Here is a 24,646-nt window from a genome sequence, read left to right on the forward strand (position 1 = left end):
GGTGCCGCGACGTCAGTCGCGTCCTGGGCCGAGGCTAAACCGGATCGAGGCGCGGAACCGGTGGATCGGGGAACTCGCCGGCCGCGGGGCGGCCCCGCCGGGCAGCCGACATCCGTCCGGCGTGCCAGAGTAGACCCGATGTCCTCGGTCACCCCTGATCAGCCCCGCCGTCCCGCCGCCGGCGTCCACGCCGACTCCGGCCCGCCCGGCCGGCCGACGGCGGGCCCCCGGGTGCCCGCTCCCCGCCGCCCCGAACCGTCCCGCCGTCGGGCGCCGCTCGCGGTCGCGGCCGGCGTCGCCGCCGGCTGGGCCGCGGTCACGTCGTACCTGCCGGTCGCCCTGGTGCTCGGGTTGGCCCAGCTCAGCGAGGGCACCGCCGCCGTGCCCGGCGCGCTGCGCGCCGGCCTGGCCGGCTGGCTGCTCGGCCACGGCGTCCCGTTGCACACCACCGCCGGCCCGCTCGGCCTGGTTCCGCTGGCGCTGGCCGCGCTGGCGTTCTGGCGGCTGACCCGCGCCGGCGTGCACACCAGCCGGGCCATGGGGGCGCGGGGCGGACGCTCCCCCCGGCAGGCGCTCACCGCCGCGGTCGCCGTCGGTGTCGGGTACGCGCTGCTCGGAGTCCTCGCCGCGCTGCTGGTCGGCTCCGGCGGCCTGCGGGTGTCCCCGGTCCGCGCCGGGGTCACGTACGCGTTCGTCGGCGCGCTGGGCGCCCTGGTCGGAGCGGTACGCACCACCGGGGTCGCCGGCCTGCTCGCCGAGCGCGCCCCCGCGCGGCTGCGCGACGGGGTGCGTACCGGGTTGGTGGCCGGGCTGCTGCTGTTCGGCGCGGGAGCCGGGGCGGCCGGGCTGGCGGTGGCCACCGGCGGGGGCGACGCCGCCGACATGATCGGGGCGTACCGCACGGGGGTGGCCGGGCAGGCCGGGATCACCCTGGTCAGCCTCGCGTACGCGCCGAACGCCACGGTCTGGTCGACCGCCTACCTGCTCGGGCCCGGTTTCACCGTCGGCACCGGCACGGCGGTGCGCACCAGCGAGGTGACGGTCGGCGCGCTGCCGGCCGTACCGCTGCTCGCCGGCCTGCCCAGCGGTCCGGTCGACGGCCTCGGGGCCGCTCTGCTCGCGGTGCCGGTGCTGGCCGGCATGACCGCCGGCTGGCTGCTCACCCGTCGGCTGTCGCGCGCCACGGGCGACGAGCGGGCGGAGCCGCGCTGGCCGGCGCTGCTCGGCCCGGCGGTGCTCGCCGGGCCGGTGGCGGGCCTGCTCGTCGCCATGGCCGCCGGGGCCTCCGGTGGCCCGCTCGGTGGCGGCCGGCTGGCCGAGATCGGCCCGGTGCCCTGGCAGGTGGGCCTGGTGGCGACCGCCGTGGTGGCGGTCGGGGCGCTGCTCGGGGCCGCCGCCGGCAAGCTGCTCAGCCGCCGCTGAGCCAGGCCGCGCCCGAGAACGGGAGTGCGCCCGACACCAGGGCCCCGCCCGCAAACGCGACGGGCGCCCCGGAAGTCCGGGGCGCCCGTCGCGGTGGTGCGCTCAGAACCGGCTCGGCATGTCGAGACCGACGAAGAGGTTCACGACGAGTCCCAGCACGCCCAGGGCGACGGCGATCCCGCCGCAGATCAGCCCCGCCTTGGCCTGGCCGCCGTTGCTGGCCAGACCCTGGTCCGCCTTCTGTTTGCCCAGCCAGCCGGTGACCACGGCGGCGACGCCGAGCGGGATGCCGACGGAGAAGCAGCAGAGCATCGGGATCGAGGCGATGCCGAGGATCATCGACACCAGTCCGAGGGTGTTCTGCTGCCCGGCCGGCTGCGGATACCCGGCACCCGGGTACGTCGGCGGGGCGGCAGGCGGTGGGGCGTACGGGTCGGCCGGCTGCCCGTACGGCTGGCCGGGGGCGGGCTGCCCGTACGGGTCGTGCGGAGGCTGTTGGCCGTACGGGTCCTGACCGGGGGGTCCGGGCTGCATGTCGTCGATGCTCCTCGGTTGCTGGGCGTCAGTAGGTGCTGCTGCCGGATTCGCCCATCATGCCGGCCAGGCCACCGGCGAGGCAGCAGACCAGAACGATCGCGAGCCAGACGGCGCCGATGATGATGGCCCACTTCGACCACTTCTTCGACTCGGCGGCCGCCGCCTGCGCGCCAGCGTAGTCGCCCTGCTGGAGCAGGGGGTTGACCTTCGAGGCGTTGATGATGGCGGGGATGGCCAGCGGCCAGAAGAAGAAGATGGCCACGATGGACATCGTCATGTTGTTGTTGATCGGCTGCTGTGCGGGGTTCGGGTAACCGGGCTGCATGGAAGCTCCTCGTTTCATCGGCACTGCTCGTGCCTGATCACTCGTGAAAGGTGCGGTGTCGGGCGTACGCCGGCCACCGAGCGACCGGCAGCGTATCGCGTGCGTGCCACATTCGTGATCACCCGAATCGTCGCTGCCCAATCGCTGGGCGGCCCGACGTGCCCGATAGGGTGGCCCGGTGACCGAGCCCGCGTCCGCCGCCCGCCTCGTCGTACTCGTCTCCGGTTCCGGCAGCAACCTCCAGGCGCTGCTGGACGCCACCGCCGACCCCGCGTACGGGGCGAAGGTGGTCGCCGTCGGCGCCGACCGGGACGGGATCGCCGGCCTGGACCGGGCCGCCGCCGCCGGGGTGCCGACCTTCGTGGAACGGGTGAAGGACCATCCGACCCGGGAGGACTGGGACCGGGCGTTGACCGCGCGGGTCGCCGAGCACCGGCCCGACCTGGTCGTCTCGGCCGGCTTCCTGAAGCTGGCGGGGGCGCACTTCCTGGCCGCGTTCGGGGGCCGCTACCTCAACACGCACAACACCCTGCTGCCGGCGTTCCCCGGCATCAACGGCCCCCGGGACGCGCTCGAGTACGGCGTCAAGATCACTGGGGCCACTCTCTTCTTCGTCGACGCCGGGACGGACACCGGCCCGATCGTCGCCCAGGTCGCCGTGCCGGTGCGGGACGACGACGACGTGGAGACGCTCACCGAGCGCATCAAGCAGGCCGAGCGACGCCAGCTCGTCGAGCAGGTCGGTCGCCTGGTCCGTGCAGGTTGGACGATCACCGGAAGAAAGGTCACGGTCGGAGTGAGTGCCAGTCAGGACGAGCGCCGCCCCATCAGGCGGGCACTGGTCAGCGTCTACGACAAGAGCGGCCTGGTCGAGCTGGCGCGGGCGCTGCACGACGCCGGGGTGGAGATCGTCTCGACCGGCAGCACCGCCTCGACCATCTCCGGTGCGGGGGTGCCGGTGACCCCGGTGGGGCAGGTGACCGGCTTCCCGGAGATCCTCGACGGCCGGGTGAAGACGCTGCACCCCAAGATCCACGGCGGTCTTCTCGCCGACCTGCGCAGGAACGCCCACGCCGCGCAGCTCGACGAGCACGGCATCGCCGGGATCGACCTGCTGGTCTCCAACCTCTACCCGTTCCAGGCCACCGTCGCCTCCGGCGCCAGCCAGGACGAGTGCGTCGAGCAGATCGACATCGGCGGTCCGGCGATGGTCCGCGCCGCCGCCAAGAACCACGCCTCGGTCGCGGTGGTGACCGACCCGGCGGCGTACCCGGCGCTGCTGGCCGCGCTCGCCGAGGGTGGGTTCACGCTGGCCCAACGCCGGGCGCTCGCCGCCCGGGCCTTCGCCGACATCGCCGAGTACGACGTGGCGGTCGCCGAGTGGTTCGCGCGTGAGCTGGCCCCGGAGGGTGAGCGGTGGCCGCGGTTCGCCGGGCTGGCCCTTCGCCGGCAGGCGGTGCTGCGCTACGGCGAGAACCCGCACCAGGACGCCGCCGTGTACGCCGACCCGGCCGGCCCGTCCGGGTTGGCCCAGGCCGAGCAGCTGCACGGCAAGGAGATGTCCTACAACAACTACGTCGACGCGGACGCCGCCTGGCGGGCCGCCAACGACTTCCCCGACCGGCCGGCGGTGGCGATCATCAAGCACGCCAACCCGTGCGGCATCGCGGTCGGCGCGGACGTGGCGGAGGCGCACCGCAAGGCGCACGCCTGCGACCCGGTGTCGGCGTTCGGCGGCGTGATCGCGGTGAACCGCCCGGTGAGCGTGGCGATGGCCCGACAGGTCGCGGAGATCTTCACCGAGGTCGTGGTGGCCCCCGGTTACGACGACGGCGCCGTCGAGATCCTCCAGGGCAGGAAGAACGTCCGGTTGCTGCGCGCCCCGCAGTTCGCGCAGCAACCGGTCGAGTGGCGTCAGGTCTCCGGCGGTGTGTTGGTGCAGTCACGGGACCGGATCGACGCCGAGGGCGACGATCCCACCAACTGGCAGCTGGCCACCGGCGAGGCGGCCGATCCGGCGACCCTGGCCGACCTGGTCTTCGCCTGGCGGGCGGTCCGGGCTGTGAAGAGCAACGCGATCCTGCTGGCCAGGGGGGGCGCCTCGGTCGGCGTGGGCATGGGTCAGGTCAACCGGGTCGACTCGGCGCGGCTGGCGGTCAGCCGGGCGGGCGCGGACCGGGCCCGTGGCGCGGTCGCCGCCTCGGACGCGTTCTTCCCGTTCGCCGACGGTCCCCAGATCCTCATCGAGGCCGGCGTCAGGGCCATCGTGCAGCCCGGCGGTTCCGTCCGCGACGAGGAGACCATCGCCGCCTGCAAGGAGGCCGGGGTCACCATGTACCTCACCGGCACCCGCCACTTCTTCCACTGAGCGCGGCCCTGGCGCTCAGGCGTCCGCCCCATCTCCGCCAACGTGCCGTCCGCACCCGTCCCGTCGCGGCTGCGGCGTACCGGGGGCATCCCCGCGACCGAGAACCACAACCTGGCGCGGGCCGGCGACGGACCCCGCGCCCGGCGAGCACACCCCCATGAGACGATCAGGTCGTGACGGCGAAGATCCTGGACGGCAAGGCGACCGCGGCGGAGATCAAGGACGAGCTGCGGACACGGGTCAAGGCGCTCGCGGAGCGCGGCATCATCCCCGGGCTCGGTACGGTCCTGGTCGGCGCGGACCCGGGCTCCCAGGCGTACGTCGACGGCAAGCACCGCGACTGCGCCGAGGTGGGGGTCGCCTCCATCCGCCGCGAGCTGCCCGCGGACGCCACCCAGGAGCAGGTCGACGAGGTCCTCGCCGAGCTGAACGCCGACCCGGCCTGCCACGGCTACATCGTCCAACTGCCGCTGCCGGCCCACCTGGACACCCAGCGGGCGCTGGAGATGATCGACCCGGACAAGGACGCCGACGGCCTGCACCCGGTCAACCTCGGCCGCCTCGTGCTCGGCTACGACGGTCCGCTGCCCTGCACCCCACGGGGCATCGTCGAGCTGCTGCGCCGGCACGACGTGCCGCTGCGCGGCGCCAAGGTGGCGGTGGTCGGCCGGGGCAACACGGTGGGCCGTCCGCTCGGCCTGCTGCTCACCCGACGCAGCGAGAACGCGACGGTGACCCTCTGCCACACCGGCACACTGGATCTCGCCGCGCACACCCGGGCCGCGGACGTCGTGATCGTCGCGGCGGGGGTGCCGGGGCTGCTCACCGCCGACATGGTCACACCCGGCGCGACCGTGGTGGACGTCGGCATCACCCGGGTCGTCGGGGCCGACGGCAAGGGGCGCTACACCGGTGACGTGGACCCGGAGGTGGCCGGGGTGGCCGGGAAGCTCGTGCCGATGCCCGGCGGCGTGGGGCCGATGACCCGCGCCATGCTGCTGACCAACGTGGTCGAGCGGGCCGAACGGGACTGACGCCGCCGCAAGCGGCCGACGGTGACGTTCACCCCATCCGGCCGATGCCCGCCGCCCCTGGCCCGACCGATGCCAGGATGGCTGATACGGTCCGGAAAACCGACTGGTAGCAGGGAGTGGGACGACCATGGGTAAGAAGGTCACTGTCGTCGGGGCCGGCTTCTACGGCTCCACCACCGCACAGCGCCTGGCCGAGTACGACGTCTTCGACACCGTCGTGATCACCGACATCGTGGAGGGCAAGCCGGCGGGTCTCGCGCTGGACCTCAACCAGTCGCGGGCGATCGAGGGTTTCGAGACCAAGGTCGTGGGCGTCACCACCGGCCCCAACGGCGAGGGTTACGAGGCCATCGAGGGCTCGGACGTCGTCGTCATCACCGCCGGACTGCCCCGCAAGCCGGGCATGAGCCGGATGGACCTGCTGGAGACGAACGCCAAGATCGTTCGTCAGGTCTCCGAGAACGTGGCCAAGTACGCCCCGAGCGCCGTCGTCATCGTCGTGTCCAACCCGCTGGACGAGATGACCGCGCTGGCCCAGCTCGCCACCCAGTTCCCGAAGAACCGGGTGCTCGGCCAGGCCGGCATGCTCGACACCGCCCGGTTCACCAACTTCGTCGCCGAGGCGCTCCAGGTGCCGGTGAGGTCCGTGAAGACGCTGACCCTCGGCTCGCACGGCGACACCATGGTTCCGGTGCCGTCGAAGAGCTCCGTCAACGGCAAGCCGCTGCGCGAGGTCATGCCGGCCGAGCAGATCGAGGAACTCGTCGTCAAGACCCGTAACGGTGGCGCCGAGGTGGTGGCGCTGCTGAAGACCGGCTCCGCCTACTACGCCCCGTCCGCAGCCGCCGCCCGGATGGCCAGGGCCGTCGCGGAGGACTCCGGCGAGGTCATGCCGGTCTGCGCCTGGGTCGACGGTGAGTACGGGATCGCCGGGGTCTACCTGGGCGTCGAGGCCGAGATCGGTGCCGAGGGCGTCAAGAAGGTCGTCGAGACCGACCTGGACGCCGACGAGCTGGCCAGCCTCAAGGAGGCCGCCGAGGCGGTGCGCGCCAAGCAGGCCGACGTCGCCAACATGTGATCCACCAGTACCACCGCAAGGAGGGCACGCCGGCACGCCGACGTGCCCTCCTTGCGCGTCCCTCCCACCGCCGTCCACCGCCGCACCGCCCCGGCGACCAGGAGGTTCGCGTCGGGAGCCGGCCCCGGGATGACGCAACCCTCCTGAACATGGGTGAGGGGTCAGAGAGGGGTGAAGGGAGCGCCCAGGTGCGGGGTGGCGAGGAGGGTCGGGGGGCCCTCGGCCAGCGTGTGCAGCAGGATGCTGCGGGAGGTCCGGGCGGTTTCCGGGTCCATCTCGTGGGCGTACGCCAGGGCGGGGTCGACGAGTTGCACGGTGTGCACCAGGAGGTCGCCCGTGAGCAGGAGCCGCTCGTCACCGGCGTCGACGAGCACCGACTGGTGACCGGGGGTGTGCCCGGGCGTGCTCAGCAGGCGTACCCCGGGGGTGAGTCGGGTGTCGCCGTCGACCACGCGGAGCTGGCCGGCGGCACGCAAGGGGGCGACCAGGCCGGCCGGCAGCCCTGGGTTGATCGTCTCCATCGCGTCCAGTTCGGCCCGCTGCACGAGGTAGTCGGCGTTCGGGAAGTACGGGCGGCCGGGCGTGCCGGTGACCGCCCACCCGATGTGGTCGCTGTGCAGGTGGGTGAGGACCACGGTGCCGACGTCGGCGGGCTCGATGCCGGCGGCGGCCAGGTCGGCGGGGAGCCGCCCCGGCACCGGCGTCCAGCTCGCGGCGGGGGAGTCGGCCGGTCCGATGCCGGCGTCGACCAGTGTGACCGGTCCGTCGCCGTCGCGTAGCGCGAAACTACGGAACGGCAGCCACCAGCGGCCGTCGGCGGTGACCGAGGTGGGGTCGCGCCGGTCCGCCTCGCGCCAGTGCGTCTCGGTGGCGTCGGGGAAGGCCTCGGTGCGGGGTTGGAAGAACGGCCCCTCGCCGTCGGTGAGCGCGGTGACCGTGATAGACCCGAGGGTGCGGCTCGCTGGCATCGGCCGATGATGCCAGCGATCTCCGGTGCCGGTCGCCCGGTTTTCCCACCAGCCGAGGGCGGCTGTGGGTTGCCGGCCCGTTTCCAGTACGCTCGTACTGCTTGAGCACGTGTCCCCCGAGAGGAGCGCCGGCCGATGGCGAAGATCAAGGTAAACAACCCGGTCGTGGAGCTCGACGGCGACGAGATGACCCGGATCATCTGGAAGCAGATCCGGGAGCAGCTGATCCTGCCCTACCTCGACGTCGACCTGCACTACTACGACCTGTCGATCCAGTACCGCGACGAGACCGACGACCAGGTCACCGTCGACGCCGCCAACGCCATCAAGCAGCACGGCGTCGGCGTCAAGTGCGCGACCATCACCCCGGACGAGGCCCGGGTCGAGGAGTTCGGCCTGAAGAAGATGTGGCGGTCGCCGAACGGCACCATCCGCAACATCCTCGGCGGCGTCGTCTTCCGCGAGCCGATCATCATGTCCAACGTGCCGCGGCTGGTCCCCGGCTGGACCAAGCCGATCATCATCGGCCGGCACGCCCACGGTGACCAGTACAAGGCCACCGACTTCGTCGTGCCCGGCCCGGGCACGGTGACCATCACCTACCAGCCGGCCGACGGCGGCGCGCCGATGGAGATGGAGGTCGCCAACTTCCCGGGCGGCGGCGTCGCCATGGGCATGTACAACTTCGACGAGTCGATCCGCGACTTCGCCCGCGCCTCCATGCGCTACGGCCTGGACCGCGGTTACCCGGTCTACCTGTCGACCAAGAACACCATCCTCAAGGCGTACGACGGCCGGTTCAAGGACATCTTCGCCGAGGTGTTCGAGAACGAGTTCAAGTCGGAGTTCGAGGCCGCCGGCATCAGCTACGAGCACCGGCTCATCGACGACATGGTCGCCGCCGCGCTCAAGTGGGAGGGCGGCTTCGTCTGGGCTTGCAAGAACTACGACGGTGACGTGCAGTCCGACACCGTCGCGCAGGGCTTCGGCTCGCTCGGCCTGATGACCTCGGTGCTGATGACCCCCGACGGCCGCACCGTCGAGGCCGAGGCCGCGCACGGCACCGTCACCCGGCACTACCGGCAGTACCAGAAGGGCGAGAAGACCTCGACCAACCCGATCGCCTCGATCTACGCCTGGACCCGGGGCCTGGCCCACCGGGGCAAGCTGGACGGCACCCCGGCGGTCACCGAGTTCGCCAACACGCTGGAGCAGGTCATCATCGAAACCGTCGAGGGCGGCCAGATGACCAAGGACCTCGCGCTGCTCATCTCGCGCGACGCCCCGTGGCTGACCACCGACGAGTTCATGAACGCGCTCGACGAGAACCTGGCGCGCAAGCTCGGCGCCTGATTCCCGCCGCATCGACCGAGCCCGCCGGCCGCCCAGGCCGGCGGGCTCCGTCGTACCCGGACGGCGGGTGCGTCACCGGTGCATGGACGGGTCGTTGAACGGGGTGGACGTGGTGCCAGTCGCGTCCACGGAAGGTTGACCGAGGTCGCCTCGCGGCACGCGTGCCGATCAGCCAGCCTTCCCGGCTGTCGTGCGCAGCCAGCCGTCCCTTCCCTGCGGGGGGCCCTGTCCCGGGCCCCCCGCGCCCTGTCGTTCTGGGCCCGCCCCGGATTCCGCTTCGGGTCAGGCGGCGCGGAGCAGTTCGGCGGCCCGCTCGGGCGCGATGTCGTTGATGAAGACGCCCATGCCGGACTCCGAGCCGGCCAGGTACTTCAGCTTGTCCTTCGCCCGCCGGATGCTGAACAACTGTAGGTGCAGGTGCCCCAGCTCCCGGTCCACCCGCACGGGCGCCTGGTGCCAGGCCGCGATGTACGGCATGGGCGTGTCGAACAGGGTGTCGAAGCGGCGCAGCAGATCCAGGTAGAGCGGGCCGAACGCGGCTCGTTCGGCGTCGTCGAGCGCCGGGATGTCCGGCACCGGCCGGTGCGGCGCCACGTGCACCTCGAACGGCCAGCGGGCGGCTGCCGGGACGTACGCCGTCCAGTGCTCGTTGGCGACGACGATCCGGTCCCCGGCGGCGCGTTCGGCGGCGAGCACGTCGGCGTAGAGGTTGCCGCCGCCGGTGCGTTCGGCGTGCCGGCGGGCGGCGGACAGCATCGACCGGGTGCGCGGGGTGACGAACGGGTACGCGTAGATCTGCCCGTGCGGGTGGTGCAGGGTCACACCGATCTCCACGCCCCGGTTCTCGAAGCAGAACACCTGCTCCACCCCGGGCAGTTCGCTCAGCGCCACGGTCCGGTCGGCGAGCGCGTCCAGCACGGTGCGGACCCGGCCCGGCGGCAGGCTGGCGAAGGAGGCGTTGTGGTCGTCGGTGAAGCAGACCACCTCGCAGCGGCCCTGGCCGGGGCGTACCGGGGTGAACGGGGTGATCTCCGCGGGCTCCTCGGCGATCCGCTGGCTGAGCGACGGGAAACGGTTCTCGAAGACCGCCACGTCGTAGTCGGGGGCGGGGATCTCGCTGAGCCGGTCGCCCCGAGAGGGGCAGAGCGGGCACTGGTCGGCCGGCGGCAGGAAGATCCGGGTCTGCCGGTGCACCGCCACCGCCACCCACTCGTCGGTGAGCGGGTCGTACCGCAGTTGGGAGGCCGACGGCGGTGGCGGCAGGTCTCGCCGGTCGGGCTGGTCGCGGACCGCGTCGTCCCGCTCGTCGAAGTAGATCAGCTCGCGGCCGTCCGCCAGCTCGATCGCCGTACGCTTCACCGCGACTCCTCCGCCACTGTCCGGCCCGTGCTCGTCACGACCACCAGCTCACCCACCTTCTCGTCGAGTACCCGGCGCGCCTCGGCTGTCAACTGGTCGTCGGTGACCAGCACGTCGGCGGCGGCCAGACCGACGATCGAAGAGATGCCCACGGTTTCCCACTTGGTGTGGTCGGCCAGTACGACCAGCCGGTCGGCGGCGGCGACCAGGGCCCGGTCGGTCTCCGCCTCCATCAGGTTCGGGGTGGTGAAGCCGGCCCGTTCGCTGATCCCGTGCACGCCGAGGAAGAGCACGTCCAGGTGCAGTGAGCGGATCGCGTCCACGGCCAGCGGCCCGACGAGCGCGTCGGAGGGGGTGCGCACCCCTCCGGTGAGCACCACGGTCTGGTCGGGTCGCCCACCGGTGTGCAGGATCTCGGCCACCGGCAGCGAGTTGGTCACCACGGTCAGGCCGGGCACCTCGACGAGACGTCGGGCCAGTTCGGCGGTGGTGGTGCCGGCGGAGAGCGCGACGGCGGCGCCGGGGCGGACCAGTTCCACGGCCCGGGCGGCGATGGCGGCCTTCTCGGCGAGCTGCCGGACGGACTTGGCGTGGAAGCCGGGTTCGTCGGTGGAGCCGGGGCCGGCGACGGTGGCGCCGCCGTGCACCTTGGCGAGCAGGCCCTGCTCGTGCAGGGTGTCCAGGTCGCGCCGGATGGTCATGTCGGAGACGCCGAACTCGGCGGCCAGCTCGCTGACCCGTACCCCGCCGGTGGCGTGGACCCGGTCGAGGATGGCCGCCTGTCGTTGTCGCGCCAGCATCCGTCGCACCTCCAGCTCCCGGGCACCTCACGCGCTCGAACGCGTTCCAACAAGAACGAACACTAGCGCGCAGCTGGCAGCGGCGGAAGGAGAACTGCGGGGTAATCAGGCGGACTGGAGCCGGGGTTCCACCCAGCCGGTCTCGGTGAGCAGATGCATCACCGCCCGCACCGCCTCCTCCACCGTGAGGTGGGTGGTGTCGATCACCAGATCGGCGTCGGTCGGCTCCTCGTACGGGTCGTCGACGCCGGTCATCCCGGTGAGCAGACCGGCGCGGGCGCGGGCGTACAGACCCTTGCGGTCCCGCTGCTCGCAGACCTCCAGCGGGGTGGCCACATGGACCAGCACGAAACCCGCCCCCGCCGCGAGCGCCATCTCGCGGGCGGTCGCCCGCGCCTGCGCGTACGGGGCGATGGGACAGCAGATACCGACCCCCCGGTGCTTGGCGATCTCGGAGGCAACCCAGCCGATCCGGCGCACGTTGGCGTCCCGGTCGGTCTTGCTGAAGCCCAACCCGGCCGACAGTTCCCGGCGCACGACGTCCCCGTCGAGCAGGGTCACCGTCCGGTCGCCCTGCTCGCGGAGCAGATCCGCCAAGCCCCGCGCGATGGTCGACTTCCCCGAACCGGACAAGCCGGTCAGGAAGACCACCAGACCCCGGTGCCGGCGCGGCGGCCGGGCCCGGCTCAGCTCCTTGGCCACCGCCGGCGGGGTGTGCCACTCGGGCAACGGGAAGCCCCGGTCCAGCAGGTCGTCGATCTCCGCCTGGCTGAGCGCCAGCCGCCGGTTGCGGGGCGGGATGTCCTCCCGCCAGCGCCACTGTCCGTCCCGGTTGTCGTAGGCCAGCTCGCGGGGAACCAGCACCCGCAACCCCGGTCCGGAGAACGACTCGCCGGTGGAGAGCAGGTGGGTCACCCCGTACGCGGCGGAGATCCGGGCCCGCAGCAACGCGTCCCTGATCTCGTCGCGGCGGCGCGGCACCGGCACCGCGACCAGGGTCGCCGGGGGCATCCGGTCACGGGCGGCGAAGATCGCGCGGACCAGCGCCTCCGAGGGCAGGCCACCATGGCCGTCCTCACCCACCGGAATCATCACCAGCAGGTGCGCGCCCAACGTGCGCGCGGCGTGGGCGATCTGCGCCAACTGCGGCCGGTGCAACGGCCGGTCGGCGATCACCCCGAGCACCCGGCCCGGGGGCAGCAGGGCACGGACCTCCTCCGGGGTGCGGCGCAGCCGCTGGAACGGGCCGTGCCCGCCGTCGCCGAGCCGGCGGACCGGGCCACCCACGCCGGCCACGCCCTCCCGGGCCGTCCAGACGTCGACGACCTCCAACGCCGCCACCGGTGCGCCCTCGCCGTCGCTGAGCACCAGGGTGCGGCGGCCGGGGTCGGTCGGGTCGAGCCCGGCGGCGAGCGCCGCCGGCACCTGGAGGGTCACCGGCACCGGCCAGGACGTGCCGTCGGCGAGCCGGCCCCGCCGTTGCAGGGAGGCCAGGTCGGCCCGGGTCATGAAGCCGGCCAGCGGGGCGTACGCCCCGGTCAGCAACAACTCCAGGTCGGCCAGTTCACCCGGGCGCGGCGTGTACGCCGGAGCGTCCCGAAGCACCTCGTCGGGCAGCACCCACCCGTTGCTCATCCGTACCCCTCACTCACTGACCTGGCCGGCACACAGTTTCGCAGCCGACCGGCGATCGGTCGAGAGCGCCACTCCACTCCCGCCGATGAGGGTGGCGCCGATCAGCCCACCGGGGTCAGCGGGGCGGCGCCGAAGGAGACCGAGAATCGCTTGCACCAGATCGAGACGCTGGTCAGCCCAGCCAGGTCCGTCCCGGCGGGGATGCCGTACACCTGGTCGCCGCGGTTGCCCTTCAGCCGACCCAGCTCGACCCAGCGGCCGTCGTCGAAGACGTCCCAGCCGGCCCGGCCGGTGCGCACCGGCTGGTCACTGAGCCAGACCCGCAGGTCCGGCCCGTTGGAGGTGGACAGCCCGACCAGTTCCAACCGGTGGCTGCCGTCGTCGGCGCGGACCACCCGGGCGGTGCCCGACGTGTCGTGCTCGTGGGTGACGAACTGTCCGCGACTGACCAGCACCGGACCCGCCGGGACAACCGGAGCGTCGGCTGTGGGCGCCGCGGTGGGGCCGGTGGCGGCCGGCCCCACGGTCGCCGGCTCGACCACCCCCGACAGCCGTTCGTCGACCCGGGTGTCGGTCGCCAGCTTCCACGGCTGGAACCAGTACAGCCCGAAGGCCGTTGCGACCACGAGGACGGAGACGACGAACCAGGTCAGCGGGGTACGCGACAGACGGACCATGCCGTCCAGTCTCGGGCCGACCGGCCCGCGAGTCACCACACCAGCGGCTTACGAGATCCTTACCGCCGTCCCCGCCGGGTATCAGGGGCGACCCCGGGCGATTCCTGATACCCGCCGGGGGGTCCGCTTCCTAGGCTGACGGTCGTGACACTGATCGCGACCGAGTCGCTTACCAAGACGTACGGGGGCCGGGTCACCGCGCTGTCCGACCTGACCGTCGCGGTCGAGCCGGGAATCATCGGGCTGGTCGGCGCGAACGGCGCCGGCAAATCCACCCTGATCAAGATCTTGCTGGGCCTGCTCGCTCCGAGCGGCGGACGGGTCCGCGTGCTCGGCCTCGATCCGACCACCGACCCGGCCGCGGTGCGCGCCCGGGTCGGTTACATGCCCGAGCACGACGCGCTCCCACCCGATCTCTCCGCCGCCGAGCTCGTCACCCACCTGGGGCGGATGAGTGGTCTGCCACGCACGGCCGCCCGCGAGCGGGCCTCCGAGGCGCTGCGACACGTCGGCCTGCACGAGGAGCGGCACCGTGCCGTCGGCGGCTACTCCACCGGCATGAAGCAGCGGGTGAAGCTGGCCCAGGCCCTGGTCCACGACCCCGACCTGCTGCTGCTCGACGAGCCGACCAACGGCCTCGACCCGGCCGGTCGCGACGACATGCTCGCGCTGGTGCACCGCATCGGCACCGAGTTCGGCATCTCGGTGCTGGTCTGCTCACATCTGCTCGGCGAGGTGGAGCGGATCTGCGACACGCTGGTCGCCATCGACGGCGGCCGGCTGCTGCGCGCCGGCCCGATCGCCGCGATGACCTCCGCCACCGACGTGCTCGCCGTCGAGGTCAGCGAGGGTACGGACAGCCTGGCCAGCCGGCTCGCCGCGCTCGACCTGCCGGTGACCCGGGACGGCCCGACGCTGCTCGTCCCGCTCACCGACGAGGCCACCTACGACCTGATCCTCGGCGCGGTCGCCGAGTTGGACCTGCCGCTGCACCGGCTGGACCAGCGCCGGCACCGGGTGGCCGAGCTGTTCGCCCTGAGGGAGCCCACCCATGTCTGAGCCGACCGGAGTCATCCACGACATCGGCTACCAGCGCTACACCGGCCCCCGGCTGGGCCGCCGGCACGTCTTCGGGGGGCTCTGGCTGCACGGCCTGCGCACCATCTTCGGTCTGGGCCGCAGCGCCAAGGCGAAGATCTTCCCGTGGCTCGTGATCGGCATCGTCACCCTGGTGGCGGCCGGGATCACCGCGATACGCAGCCAGACCGGCGAGGTGGTGATGACGTACGCCCAGTTCGCCGACGCGATGAGCTGGCTGGTCATCTTCTTCGCCGCGGTCGCCGCCCCCGAGCTGGTCTCCCGTGACCTGCGCAGCGGGGTACTGCCGCTGTACTTCTCCCGTCCGCTGCCGCGCGGCGACTACGCGCTGGCCAAGCTGCTGGCGTTGGTGGCCGGGCTCTGGCTGCTGCTCGGCGGGCCGCAGCTGGTGATGTTCCTCGGTGCCGCCTTCGCCACCGGCGACGGGCTCGCCGGGGTGCGCGACGAGGCGTTCGACCTGCTGCCGGCGCTGCTCTACGCCGGTCTGTGGGCGGTCGTCTTCGCCTCGGTCGGGCTGCTGGTCGCCTCGCTCACCGGCAAGCGGGCGTTCGCCGCCGGCGGCGTCGTGGCGGTCTTCCTGATGACCACCCCGATCGTCGGCGTGCTCTCCATCCTGCCCTCCCGCACCGTCAACGAACTGGCCATGCTCGCCTCACCGTCCACCCTGGTGCAGGGGGTCGGCCTGTTCACCCTGGGCGACCGGCTGGCGCCCGCCGGGGCGGCCGACCAGATGATCGGCGGCTTCGGCCCGGTGTACGCCCTCGGCGCGGTGCTGCTGGTCGCCGCCTGTGTTGCCCTGCTGCTGCTGCGATACCGGAAGGTGGCCGCCCGATGACCACGCTCAGCGCCGAGGCCCCCGCCCCGGCCGTCACCACCAGCACCCTGGCCCTCACCGGCGTGTCCCGCTGGTACGGCAACGTGGTGGCCGTCAACGACGTCAGCATGCGGCTCGGGCCGGGCGTGACCGGTCTGCTCGGCCCGAACGGGGCGGGGAAGACGACCCTGCTGCACATGATGGCCGGCTTCCTGGCCCCGTCCAGGGGGACGGTGACCCTGGACGGGGAGCCGACCTGGCGCAACCCGCCGGTGTACCGGCGGCTCGGGTTGGTCAGCGAGCGGGAGGCGGTGCACACCTTCCTCACCGCGTACGAGTTCGTGCTGGCCAGCGCGAAGCTGCACCGGCTGCCGGATCCGGCGGCGGCGGCCCGCCGGGCGATCGCCCTGGTCGAGTTGGAGGACGCGCAGGACCGCCGGATCGGCACGTACTCCAAGGGCATGCGGCAGCGCGCGCGGGTCGCCGCCGCGCTGGTGCACGACCCGCAGGTGCTGCTGCTCGACGAGCCGTTCAACGGCATGGACCCGCGCCAGCGGCTGCACATGATGACGTTGCTGCACTCCCTCGGTGACGCCGGCCGGACCATCCTGTTCAGCTCGCACATCCTGGAGGAGGTCGAGCAGGTCTCCGGCACGGTGCAGGTGATGGTGGCCGGGCGGCTCGCCGCCTCCGGCGACTTCCGCACCATCCGTCGGCTGATGACCAACCGGCCGCACGTGTTCACGGTCCGCTCCACCGACGACCGGGCACTGGCCGTCGCGCTGATGGCCGAGCCCTCGGTCACCGGCGTCGAACTGGACCGCACGGGGTTGACCGTCAAGGCCGGTGACTACGGCGCGTTCACCCGTGCCCTGCCGAAGATCGCGTTGGCCCACGGCGTCCGGGTCCGGCAGCTGCTGCCCGAGGACGAGTCCCTGGAGAGCGTCTTCTCCTACCTGCTGGAGGGTTGAGCGGTGTCGACCGTTACCTGGATCACCGCGCGGGGCCTGTTCGGCCGCCGCCGGTTCCTGATGCTGCTGCCGCTGCCCGCGGTGCTGGTGGCCCTCGCGGTCCTCTGCACTTCGTTGGGCGTGGACCCGCGGGAGTGGGGGCCGCCGGTGCTGGTGGGCCTCGGCCTGGCCGTGGTGCTGCCGGTGGTGGCGCTGGTGGTCGGCACCGGCGTGCTGGGCGCCGAGATCGACGACGGCACGGTGGTACACGTGCTGACCAAGCCGCTGCCCCGCTGGCAGATCGTGCTGCCGAAGCTGGCCGTCGCCACCGGGGTCAGCGCGGTCACCGTCGCGGTGCCGATCGTCGTCGCGGGGGTGCTCGCCGACTCGGTACGCCTCGGCGTGGCGCTCGCCGCCGCCTCGGCGCTGGGCGCGCTGGCGTACTCGGCGTTGTTCCTGGCGTTGAGCCTGGTCACCCGGCGGCCGGTGCTGCTCGGGCTGGTCTACGTGCTGATCTGGGAGGGGCTGCTGGGCCGGTTCGTCAGTGGCACCCGCGTGCTGTCGGTGCAACAGTGGGTGATCACCCTCGCCGACCGGCTCGCCCCCACCGACCTGCTCACCGCAGCGGTCTCGGTGCCCGTCGCCGCCGTGCTGACCACCCTGGTCGCGGTCGGTCTCACGATCCTGGCGATCGACCGGCTCCGCTCGTTCAGCGTGGCCGGCGAGACGAGCTGACCACCGGTACGCCCGACCGGGTGGTCAGAAGGCGCAGGCTACGACCAGCTCCGGGGTGCGGTCGGGAAGCAGGTCGAGTTTGTCGATGTGACCGGCGGCCCGGACGTCGTCGGCGACCAGGGTGAGCTGCTCCAGCAGGGCCGCCGGGCCGAGCGCCTCGGCCAGCGGCACCTCCGCCCTCATCGACAGCTTCCGTTCCGACTTGGCCCGACGCACCTGACCCAGCGCGTTCGCCGCCAACCGCAGCAGCGCCGGGTCGCCGGTGCCGGTGACGACCTGGCCCACCTCGTACGTGGTGGGCCAGGTCGCGCGGTGCACCGAGCCGTACCGCCACCAGGACCACACCTCCTCGGTGACGTACGGCAGCACCGGGGCGAAGAGGCGTAGCTGCACCGACAGCGCGGTCGCCAGCGCCGACCGGGCCGAGTCGGCCCCCGGCCCGCTGCCGTAGGCGCGCTCCTTGACCAGCTCGATGTAGTCGTCGCAGAACCGCCAGAAGAACGCCTCGGTCGCCTGCAACGCCGCCGTGTGGTCGTAGGCGTCGAAGGCCGTCGTCGCCGCCGTGACAACCGTGGAGAGTTCGGCCAGCAGGGCGGTGTCCAGCGGTGCGGTGGCCGGGGTGCGCAACGCGTCGGCGGCGCCCAGCCCGAGGGCGAACTTCGAGGCGTTGAGCAGTTTCGTGGCGAGCCGCCGGCCCACCTTGATCTGGGCGGTGTCGAAGGCGAGGTCCATGCCCGGCCGGCCGTTGGCCGCCCAGTAGCGCACCGCGTCGGAGCCGTGCTGCTCGAGCAGCGCCATCGGGGTGACCACGTTCCCCTTGGACTTCGACATCTTCTTGCGGTCGGGGTCGAGGATCCAGCCGGAGAGCACCGCCGTCCGCCAGGGCAGCACGCCGTGTTCCAGATGGGAGCGGACCACGGTGGAGAACAACCAGGTCCGGATGATCTCCTGGCCCTGGGGGCGCAGGTCCATCGGGAACACCTGGCCGAACAGGTCCGGGTCGGACTCCCAGCCGCCGACGATCTGTGGGGTCAGCGACGAGGTGGCCCAGGTGTCCAACACGTCCGGGTCGCCGACGAAGCCCCCCGGCACCCCGCGCTGCGACTCGTCGTACCCGGGCGGCGGCTCGCCGGACGGGTCGACCGGCAGCATCGACTCGTCGGGTGTGAGAGGGTGGGTGAAGTCCGGCTCGCCAACGTCGTCGAGCCGGTACCACACCGGCACCGGCACCCCGAAGAAGCGCTGCCGGCTGACCAGCCAGTCACCGGTCAGCCCACCCACCCAGTGGTCGTACCGGTGCTTCATGTGCTCCGGCACCCAGCGCAGTTCGCCGCCGCGGGCCAGCAGCCCCTCCCGCAGGCGGGCGTCCCGGCCGCCGTTGCGCAGATACCACTGTCGGGTCGACACGATCTCCAGCGGCCGGTCGCCCCGCTCGTAGAACTTCACCGGGTGGGTGATCGGGCGTGGCTCGCCGACCAGGTCGCCGGCGTCGGCCAGCATCCCGACCACGGTGGACCGGGCGCCGTTGACCGTCTGCCCGGCCAACGCCGCGTAGGGGCCGGCAGGCACGCCGGCGGGCGGCTCCGGCAGCAGCCGGCCGTCCCGGCCGACCACCACCCGGGTCGCCAGGTCCAGCTCCCGCCACCAGGTCACGTCGGTCAGGTCGCCGAACGTGCAGACCATCGCGATGCCGGTGCCCTTGGCCGGGTCCGCCAGCGGGTGCGCGCGCACCGGCACCTCGACCCCGAAGACCGGGGTACGCACGAGCCTGCCCACCAGGTCCGTGTACCGCTCGTCGTCGGGGTGGCAGACCAGCGCGACGCACGCCGGCAGCAGCTCCGGCCGGGTGGTGTCGATCAGCACCTCGCGCCCGTCCGGCCCGGTGAACCGCAGCCGGTGGTACGCCCCCGGCCGCTCCCGGTCCTCCAGCTCCGCCTGGGCCACCGCGGTGGCGAAGCCGACGTCCCACAGGGTCGGCGCCTCCGCCTGGTACGCCTCACCCCGGGCCAGGTTCCGCAGGAACGCCCGCTGGCTGGCCGTCCGGGCGGCCCGCCCGATCGTGGTGTACGTCAGCGACCAGTCCACCGACAGCCCGAGTCGCCGCCACAGCGCCTCGAAGACCTGCTCGTCCTCGGCGGTCAACCGTTCGCACAGCTCGACGAAGTTGCGCCGGGAGATCGAGGTCGGCTGTCTGCGCTGCCGTTCGGTGACCGGGGTGGCCGGCGGCTGCCAGGCCGGGTCGTACGGCAGGGCCGGGTCGCAGCGCACCGCGTACACGTTCTGCACCCGTCGCTCGGTGGGCAGACCGTTGTCGTCCCACCCCATCGGGTAGAAGACCGCCTTGCCGCGCATCCGCTGGAAGCGGGCCACCGTGTCGGTGTGTGTGTACGAGAAGACGTGCCCCATGTGCAGCTCGCCCGACACGGTCGGCGGCGGGGTGTCGATGGAGAACACGTCGCTGCGGCGACCGCTCCGGCCCGGGGTGTCCGTCGGTACGTGCGCCCTCGTCCGATCGAACGCGTAGGTGCCGTCCTCCTGCCAGCGGCGCGCCCAGGTGTCCTCGATGCCGTCCAGGGTGGGACGGTCGGGGACACCGGCGCGGGCCGTTCTCGCCGTGTCGGTCATCCGTCGATCCTAGGCAGCCGGTGCCGTCTGCCGCCTCCATGATTGACCCGACCCGCGGAACGGCCACCGGCTGCCGCACGCCGTGCCGTCCGTGAGACCGGACACTCCGTTTGGCCCCAGGCGGGAGGCCAGCCGGGCCGCGGCCGGCGGGGGCGCTCAGATCAGGGAGGTCCGCCAGTGCTCGTGCAGGGCCGCGTACCGGCCACCGGCGGCGGCCAGCCGGGCCGGTGGGCCGTCCTCCACGATCCGACCGCCGTCGAGGACCAACACCCGGTCGGCGATCTCCACCGTGGAGAGTCGGTGCGCGATGACCAGCGCGGTACGGTCGCGCAGCACCGTGCCGAGCGCCCGCTGCACCAGTCGCTCGGTCGGCACGTCCAGTGACGACGTCGCCTCGTCGAGGATCAGCACCCGCGGGTCGGCCAGGAAGGCCCGGGCGAACGCGACGAGTTGCCGCTGCCCGGCGGAGAGCCGGCCACCGCGCCGGTGCACGTCGGTGGCGTACCCGTCGGGGAGGGCGGTGATGAAGTCGTCGGCGCCGATCGCCCGCGCGGCGGCCTCCACCGCCGCGTCGTCGGCGGTGGGCCGGCCGAACCGGATGTTCTCCGCCACCGTGCCACTGAACAGGTGGTTTTCCTGGGTGACCAGCACCACCGCCCGGCGCAGCTCGGTGTCGGCCAGGTCGCGCAGGTCGACGCCGTCCAACTCCACCGTGCCGGTGGCCGGGTCGTGGAAGCGGGCCAGTAGCTTGGCGATGGTGGACTTGCCGGCGCCGGTCGGCCCGATCAACGCGACCGTCTGCCCGGCCGGCACCCGAAGGTCCAGGCCGGTCAGGATGGGAGCCTGCGGGCGGTAACCGAAGGAGACCGACCGGAACCGCACCGCGCCGCGCTCCGGCCCGGGTGGCAGCGGTGTCGGCCGAGCCGGCTCCGGCACGCCGGGAGCCTCGTCCAGTACCCCGGCCAGCTTCTCCAGCGCCGCCGTGGCGGACTGGAGCGTGTTGTAGAACTGGCTCAGCTCCTGCATCGGCTCGAAGAAGCGGCGCAGGTAGAGCAGGAACGCCGCGAGCACGCCCACCTCCGTGCCGCCGCCGAGGACCCGCCAGCCGCCGTAGCCGAGCACCACCGCCAGGGTGCCGTTGCCGATCACCTTGATCCCCGGGGAGTAGGTGGCGATGAGCCGGAACCCGTGCAGGTTGGCCCGCCGGTACTCGTCGTTCAACCCGTCGAAGATCTGCTGGTTGCGCGGTTCCCGGCGGAACGCCTGCACGGCCCGGATGCCGCGCAGCGACTCCACGAAGTGGACGATCACCAGCGCCGCCGCGTCCCGGCTGCGCCGCCACGCGCTGGTCGAGGCGCGGGCGAACCAGCGGGACAACGCGAACAGGAGCGGGAACGCCAGCAGGGCAACCGCCGCCAGCGGCAGGTCCAGCCAGAGCAGGACGGCGGCTACCGACACCACGGTCAACGTGGCCGTCACCAGGCTGTCGATGCCGCCGTCGACCAGTTCGGCGATCGAGTCCAGGTCGCTGGTGAGGCGGGAGACCACCCGGCCGGAGGTGTAACGCTCGTGGAAGCCGACACAGAGGCGGAGGAAGTGGCCGTACACCCGCTGGCGCAGGTCGAGCAGGACGGCCTGGCCGATCCGGGCGGAGAGGGTGAGGAAGCCGCGCCGGGCCGCGTACTCGGTACCGGCCGCGACGGCGAAGGCTCCGGCGACGGCGGCCAGCGGGCCCGGGTCGCCGGCCCGCAGCGGCGCCACGGCCCGGTCGATGCCGAGCATCACCAGGTACGGCCCGGCCATCGCGGCGGCGTTCTGGGCCAGCAGCAGCACGGTGGCCAGCCCCAGCCGGGCACGGTGCGGGCGCAGCAGGTCACGCAGCAGCGCCCGGCTGCGGGCGCGCAGCCGGGCCACCGCCTCCGGCGCGGTGTCCTCGGCGCGGCTGCGGTCGGCGTCCGGGTCGGTGGCCCGGCCCCGCCAGTGCGACGCGCCGGCGCCGTCCGCGCGTGGTTCGGGCACCTGGCCGGTCACGATCGCACCAGACCGTCCCGGCTCGCCGGTTCGGCGCAGAGCACCGCCCGGTACGCCGGGACCGTGGCCAGCAGCTCCGAGTGGCGGCCGATCGCGGTGATCCGCCCGCCGTCGAGCAGCGCGACCCGGTCGGCGAGCGCGACCGTGGACGGCCGGTGCACCACCAGCAGCGCGGTGCTGTCCCGCAGCACCTGTTTCAGGGCCGCCTCGACCAGCGCCTCGGTGTGCACGTCCAGCGCGGAGAGCGGGTCGTCCAGGACGAGCAGCGCCGGCCGGCCCAGCACCGCCCGGGCCAGCGCCAGCCGCTGACGCTGCCCGCCGGAGAGCGACAGCCCCTGCTCGCCGACCCGGGTGGCCAGCCCCCACGGCAGCTCGTACGCGAAGTCGGCCTGGGCCAGCGCGAGCGCCGCCCGGACCTCGTCCTGGCCGGCGTCCGGCCGGCCCAGGGTGAGGTTCTCCCACACCGACATGGAGAAGAGGGTGGGTTCCTCGAACGCCGTCCCGACCAGCCGGCGCAGTGCGGACAGCCGCAGGTCGCGCAGGTCGTGCCCGTCCAGGGTGATCCGGCCGCCGGTCACCTCGTGCAGCCGGGGGACGAGGGAGAGCAGGGTGCTCTTGCCGGCGCCGGTCACGCCGACCAGGGCCAGCGTCTCGCCCGGCTCGACGGTCAGGTCGATCTCCCGCAGCACAGGCGTGCCGGCGCCGGGGTAGCGGAACGTCACGCCCTCGAACCGTAGCCGGCCACGGACCCTGTCCCGGGCCAGCGTGACCGCGTGCGGGGCGTCCACGATCGAGGGTGGGGTGTCCAGCACCTCGTGGATCCGGTCGGCGGCGGTGGCGGCCTCCTGACCGTTGGCGATGATCCAGCCGAGCGACTGCACCGGCCAGATCAGCATGAGCTGGAGGCTGACGAAGGCGATCAGTTCGCCGACGGTGAGCGTGCCTCCGGCGACCAGCGCCGCCCCGCACACCAGCACCACGCCGAGGGTCAGGTTGGGCACCAGGTCGAACAGCGCGGAGGTGCGGGCCAGCAGCCGTGCCTTGCCGACGCCGGTGTCGTGCAGCGCCCGCGCCCGGCCGGCGAACCGGTCGGCCAGCTCCGGTCCCCGCCCGTACGCCTTCACGGTGCGCAGCCCCTGCGCGGTCTCCTCGACCAGGGTGGCCACGTCGCCCTGCTGGTCCTGCATCCGCCGGGACGCCGCGTGGTAGTGCCGGGCGAACCGGCGACTGATCAGGAACAGCGGTGCCGCGCTGGCGGCCACCAGCAGGCCCAGCGGCGCGTGCAGCCGTACCAGCAGCACCACCACGGCCAGGTAGGTGACCAGGTTGAGCACCAGGAAGAGCAGCCCGAAGGAGAGGAACCGGCGGATCACCGACAGGTCGCTGGTGACCCGGGAGAGCAACTGGCCGGACTGCCACCGGTCGTGGAAGTCGACCGGGAGGCGTTGCAGGTGGGCGTAGACGTCGGCGCGGATCGCCGCCTCCATGCCGACCGAGGAGGAGGACTGCGTCCACCGGCGGATGAAGATCAGCACCGCCTCGGTGAGCCCGAGCAGCAGGGCCAGGCCGCCGAGGCGGAGCAGGCCGGCCGCGTCACGGTCGGCGACCGGCCCGTCGACCACCCGCTGGGTGAGCAGCGGCACCGCCAGGCTGGCCGCGGTGGCGGCCAGGCTCGCGAACAGCAACCAGCAGAACTGGCCCGCGTACGGGCGCAGGTAGCGGCGTAGCCGCCAGAGGTTGCGCAGGGGGCGCGGACCGGCGTCGACCCGTCGGGCGGGGTCGCCGTCGCGCAGCGCAGGCACTACCCGACGGTAGCGTCAATCGGGAGCGTCGCCGGTGTCGGCTTGCCGTCAGAGTGCCGCTCGTGGCCGAGGAGCCATGTCTTGACGTCCAGCCCCCAGCGGTAGCCGCCGAGCGTGCCGTCGGTGCGCAGCACCCGGTGACAGGGGACGAAGAGGGCGGCGGCGTTGCGGGCGCAGGCGGCGGCGGCCGCGCGGACCGCCGCCGGCCGGCCGGCCCGGGCGGCGAAACCGGTGTACGTCACCGGCTCTCCCGCCGCCACCTCGCGCAGCACCTGCCAGGCGTGCGCCATGAACGCGCCGCCGGTGTGCTGATGCACCGGCACCACGTCGATGGCGGTGAGTTCGCCGTCCAGGTAGGACGCGACGGCCCGGCTGACCGGCCCGAGGTCGGCGCGCGGGCGGAGATCGCCGCGCAGGGGCGGGTGGACGAGGGGAAGCAGGACCGCCGGGTCCGGCGTGAAGCCGGCGGCGCGTACCGCCCCGTCGGGGCCGGCCAGCACGCTGAGCGGGCCGATCGGGGTGCCGATGACGGTGCTGTCGATGATCATGCTGCTCTCCAGAGTCGGATCACCGCGTACGAGCGCCAGGGGCGCCAGCGGTGCGAGTGGGTGTCCAGGGTCGAGGGGGCGTCGGGCAGGCCGAGAGTGGCGGCGCCCCGGCGTGCCGCGAGGTCGGTGGCGAGCAGGACGTCCGGGTCGCCGAGGGCGCGCATGGCCACGTACCCGGCGGTCCAGGCGCCGATCCCGGGGACCGTGAGCAGCCGGCGTACCGTCTCCTGGCGGTCCCCGCCCGGGTCGAGCACGAGCTCCCCGGCGGCCACCGCCCGGGCGAGCGCCCGCACCGTCTCGCGCCGCCGCGCGGGCATCGCGAACGCCGGATCCGCGAGCCCCGCGATCTCCTCGGCCCCTGGGAACCCCCGCAACCCGCCTGCTTCTTGCCCGCGCTCTCGCTGCTGACCACGAAGTTGGTGGCCGTCCTGGAGATCCGCAAGGCGGTCAACTTCATGATCAATCCGGGGGTGGGGTGGTGGAAGGG

The 24,646-nt window shown here is 73.1% G+C and carries 21 protein-coding genes and 1 pseudogene; 10 read left to right on the forward strand and 12 right to left on the reverse strand.

All coding sequences use genetic code 11. The features are described 5' to 3' along the window. Positions 1-138 precede the first annotated feature (138 nt). Positions 139-1,422, forward strand: coding sequence for a DUF6350 family protein (locus tag E1165_RS06635; RefSeq protein WP_132388769.1), 1,284 nt, complete (start codon positions 139-141; stop codon positions 1,420-1,422). A 102-nt stretch (positions 1,423-1,524) separates the two neighbouring features. On the opposite strand, the gene E1165_RS06640 is transcribed toward E1165_RS06635, so the two are convergent. Continuing rightward, a complete protein-coding gene (locus E1165_RS06640) occupies positions 1,525-1,956 on the reverse strand; it encodes a DUF4190 domain-containing protein (protein ID WP_132388771.1) in 432 nt (143 codons plus the stop codon). A gap of 28 nt (positions 1,957-1,984) precedes the next feature. Continuing rightward, a complete protein-coding gene (locus E1165_RS06645) occupies positions 1,985-2,284 on the reverse strand; it encodes a CD225/dispanin family protein (protein ID WP_132388773.1) in 300 nt (99 codons plus the stop codon). A 178-nt stretch (positions 2,285-2,462) separates the two neighbouring features. Between E1165_RS06645 and purN the strand changes: the two are divergent. From purN to E1165_RS06660, 4 genes and pseudogenes are all read left to right on the forward strand, one after another. Next, a pseudogene (gene purN, locus E1165_RS29480) lies at positions 2,463-3,080 on the forward strand (phosphoribosylglycinamide formyltransferase); the annotation flags it as partial. Next, on the forward strand, positions 3,081-4,652 hold the full coding sequence (gene purH / locus E1165_RS06650) for a bifunctional phosphoribosylaminoimidazolecarboxamide formyltransferase/IMP cyclohydrolase (protein ID WP_207916676.1): 1,572 nt from the start codon (positions 3,081-3,083) through the stop codon (positions 4,650-4,652). A 173-nt stretch (positions 4,653-4,825) separates the two neighbouring features. After that, a complete protein-coding gene (locus E1165_RS06655) occupies positions 4,826-5,686 on the forward strand; it encodes a bifunctional methylenetetrahydrofolate dehydrogenase/methenyltetrahydrofolate cyclohydrolase (RefSeq protein WP_132388777.1) in 861 nt (286 codons plus the stop codon). A gap of 127 nt (positions 5,687-5,813) precedes the next feature. Beyond that, positions 5,814-6,764 (forward strand): malate dehydrogenase, encoded by a 951-nt coding sequence (locus E1165_RS06660; protein ID WP_132388779.1) that lies wholly within the window; start codon positions 5,814-5,816, stop codon positions 6,762-6,764. 161 nt (positions 6,765-6,925) lie between these two features. Here the strand turns inward: E1165_RS06660 and E1165_RS06665 are convergent, their stop codons facing one another. Then, entirely contained in the window at positions 6,926-7,732 is an 807-nt protein-coding gene (locus tag E1165_RS06665; RefSeq protein ID WP_132388781.1) for an MBL fold metallo-hydrolase, read from the reverse strand. 135 nt (positions 7,733-7,867) lie between these two features. Between E1165_RS06665 and E1165_RS06670 the strand changes: the two genes are divergently transcribed. Then, the gene (locus E1165_RS06670) at positions 7,868-9,085 is read left to right on the forward strand and encodes an NADP-dependent isocitrate dehydrogenase (RefSeq protein WP_132388783.1); all 1,218 of its coding nucleotides are present in this window, start codon (positions 7,868-7,870) and stop codon (positions 9,083-9,085) included. A 282-nt stretch (positions 9,086-9,367) separates the two neighbouring features. On the opposite strand, the gene galT is transcribed toward E1165_RS06670, so the two are convergent. The 4 genes from galT to E1165_RS06690 form a co-directional block, all read right to left on the reverse strand. Further along, the gene (galT, locus tag E1165_RS06675; protein ID WP_132388785.1) at positions 9,368-10,444 is read right to left on the reverse strand and encodes a galactose-1-phosphate uridylyltransferase; all 1,077 of its coding nucleotides are present in this window, start codon (positions 10,442-10,444) and stop codon (positions 9,368-9,370) included. Beyond that, positions 10,441-11,244 (reverse strand): DeoR/GlpR family DNA-binding transcription regulator, encoded by an 804-nt coding sequence (locus E1165_RS06680; RefSeq protein WP_132388787.1) that lies wholly within the window; start codon positions 11,242-11,244, stop codon positions 10,441-10,443. Before E1165_RS06680 ends, galT begins: the two co-directional genes overlap by 4 nt. A 105-nt stretch (positions 11,245-11,349) precedes the next feature. After that, the gene (cysC, locus tag E1165_RS06685) at positions 11,350-12,879 is read right to left on the reverse strand and encodes an adenylyl-sulfate kinase (RefSeq protein WP_132388789.1); all 1,530 of its coding nucleotides are present in this window, start codon (positions 12,877-12,879) and stop codon (positions 11,350-11,352) included. 101 nt (positions 12,880-12,980) lie between these two features. Next, positions 12,981-13,556, reverse strand: coding sequence for a DM13 domain-containing protein (locus E1165_RS06690; RefSeq protein ID WP_132388791.1), 576 nt, complete (start codon positions 13,554-13,556; stop codon positions 12,981-12,983). A gap of 144 nt (positions 13,557-13,700) precedes the next feature. Here E1165_RS06690 and E1165_RS06695 point away from each other — a divergent pair, with 144 nt between their 5' ends. From E1165_RS06695 to E1165_RS06710, 4 genes are read left to right on the forward strand one after another with little or no spacing between them, the layout of a single operon-like run. Further along, positions 13,701-14,615 (forward strand): ABC transporter ATP-binding protein, encoded by a 915-nt coding sequence (locus tag E1165_RS06695; protein WP_132388793.1) that lies wholly within the window; start codon positions 13,701-13,703, stop codon positions 14,613-14,615. Continuing rightward, positions 14,608-15,489, forward strand: coding sequence for an ABC transporter permease (locus E1165_RS06700; protein WP_132388795.1), 882 nt, complete (start codon positions 14,608-14,610; stop codon positions 15,487-15,489). The genes E1165_RS06695 and E1165_RS06700 overlap by 8 nt, the downstream gene beginning before the upstream one ends. Then, positions 15,486-16,439 carry an ABC transporter ATP-binding protein gene (locus tag E1165_RS06705; RefSeq protein WP_132388797.1) on the forward strand — a complete coding sequence of 318 codons (954 nt, stop codon included), beginning with the start codon at positions 15,486-15,488 and terminating at the stop codon, positions 16,437-16,439. Before E1165_RS06700 ends, E1165_RS06705 begins: the two co-directional genes overlap by 4 nt. Before the next feature lie 3 nt (positions 16,440-16,442). After that, positions 16,443-17,153 (forward strand): ABC transporter permease, encoded by a 711-nt coding sequence (locus E1165_RS06710; RefSeq protein WP_132388799.1) that lies wholly within the window; start codon positions 16,443-16,445, stop codon positions 17,151-17,153. A 24-nt stretch (positions 17,154-17,177) separates the two neighbouring features. Here the strand turns inward: E1165_RS06710 and valS are convergent, their stop codons facing one another. From valS to E1165_RS06735, 5 genes are all read right to left on the reverse strand, one after another. Next, positions 17,178-19,778 (reverse strand): valine--tRNA ligase, encoded by a 2,601-nt coding sequence (valS, locus tag E1165_RS06715; protein WP_132388801.1) that lies wholly within the window; start codon positions 19,776-19,778, stop codon positions 17,178-17,180. 156 nt (positions 19,779-19,934) lie between these two features. After that, complete coding sequence (locus E1165_RS06720; RefSeq protein ID WP_243704626.1) at positions 19,935-21,809, reverse strand: ABC transporter ATP-binding protein; 1,875 nt, start codon at positions 21,807-21,809, stop codon at positions 19,935-19,937. Beyond that, a complete protein-coding gene (locus E1165_RS06725) occupies positions 21,806-23,611 on the reverse strand; it encodes an ABC transporter ATP-binding protein (protein WP_132388803.1) in 1,806 nt (601 codons plus the stop codon). The genes E1165_RS06720 and E1165_RS06725 overlap by 4 nt, the downstream gene beginning before the upstream one ends. After that, positions 23,611-24,159, reverse strand: coding sequence for a methylated-DNA--[protein]-cysteine S-methyltransferase (locus E1165_RS06730; RefSeq protein ID WP_132388805.1), 549 nt, complete (start codon positions 24,157-24,159; stop codon positions 23,611-23,613). The genes E1165_RS06725 and E1165_RS06730 overlap by 1 nt, the downstream gene beginning before the upstream one ends. Next, positions 24,156-24,646: DNA-3-methyladenine glycosylase (locus E1165_RS06735; RefSeq protein WP_371687308.1), on the reverse strand; the 491-nt coding region annotated here is incomplete at its 5' end. The genes E1165_RS06730 and E1165_RS06735, both read right to left, overlap by 4 nt.

Origin of the sequence: Micromonospora sp. KC723 (assembly GCF_004348595.1) — a bacterium.
Classification (GTDB): Bacteria; Actinomycetota; Actinomycetes; order Mycobacteriales; family Micromonosporaceae; genus Micromonospora.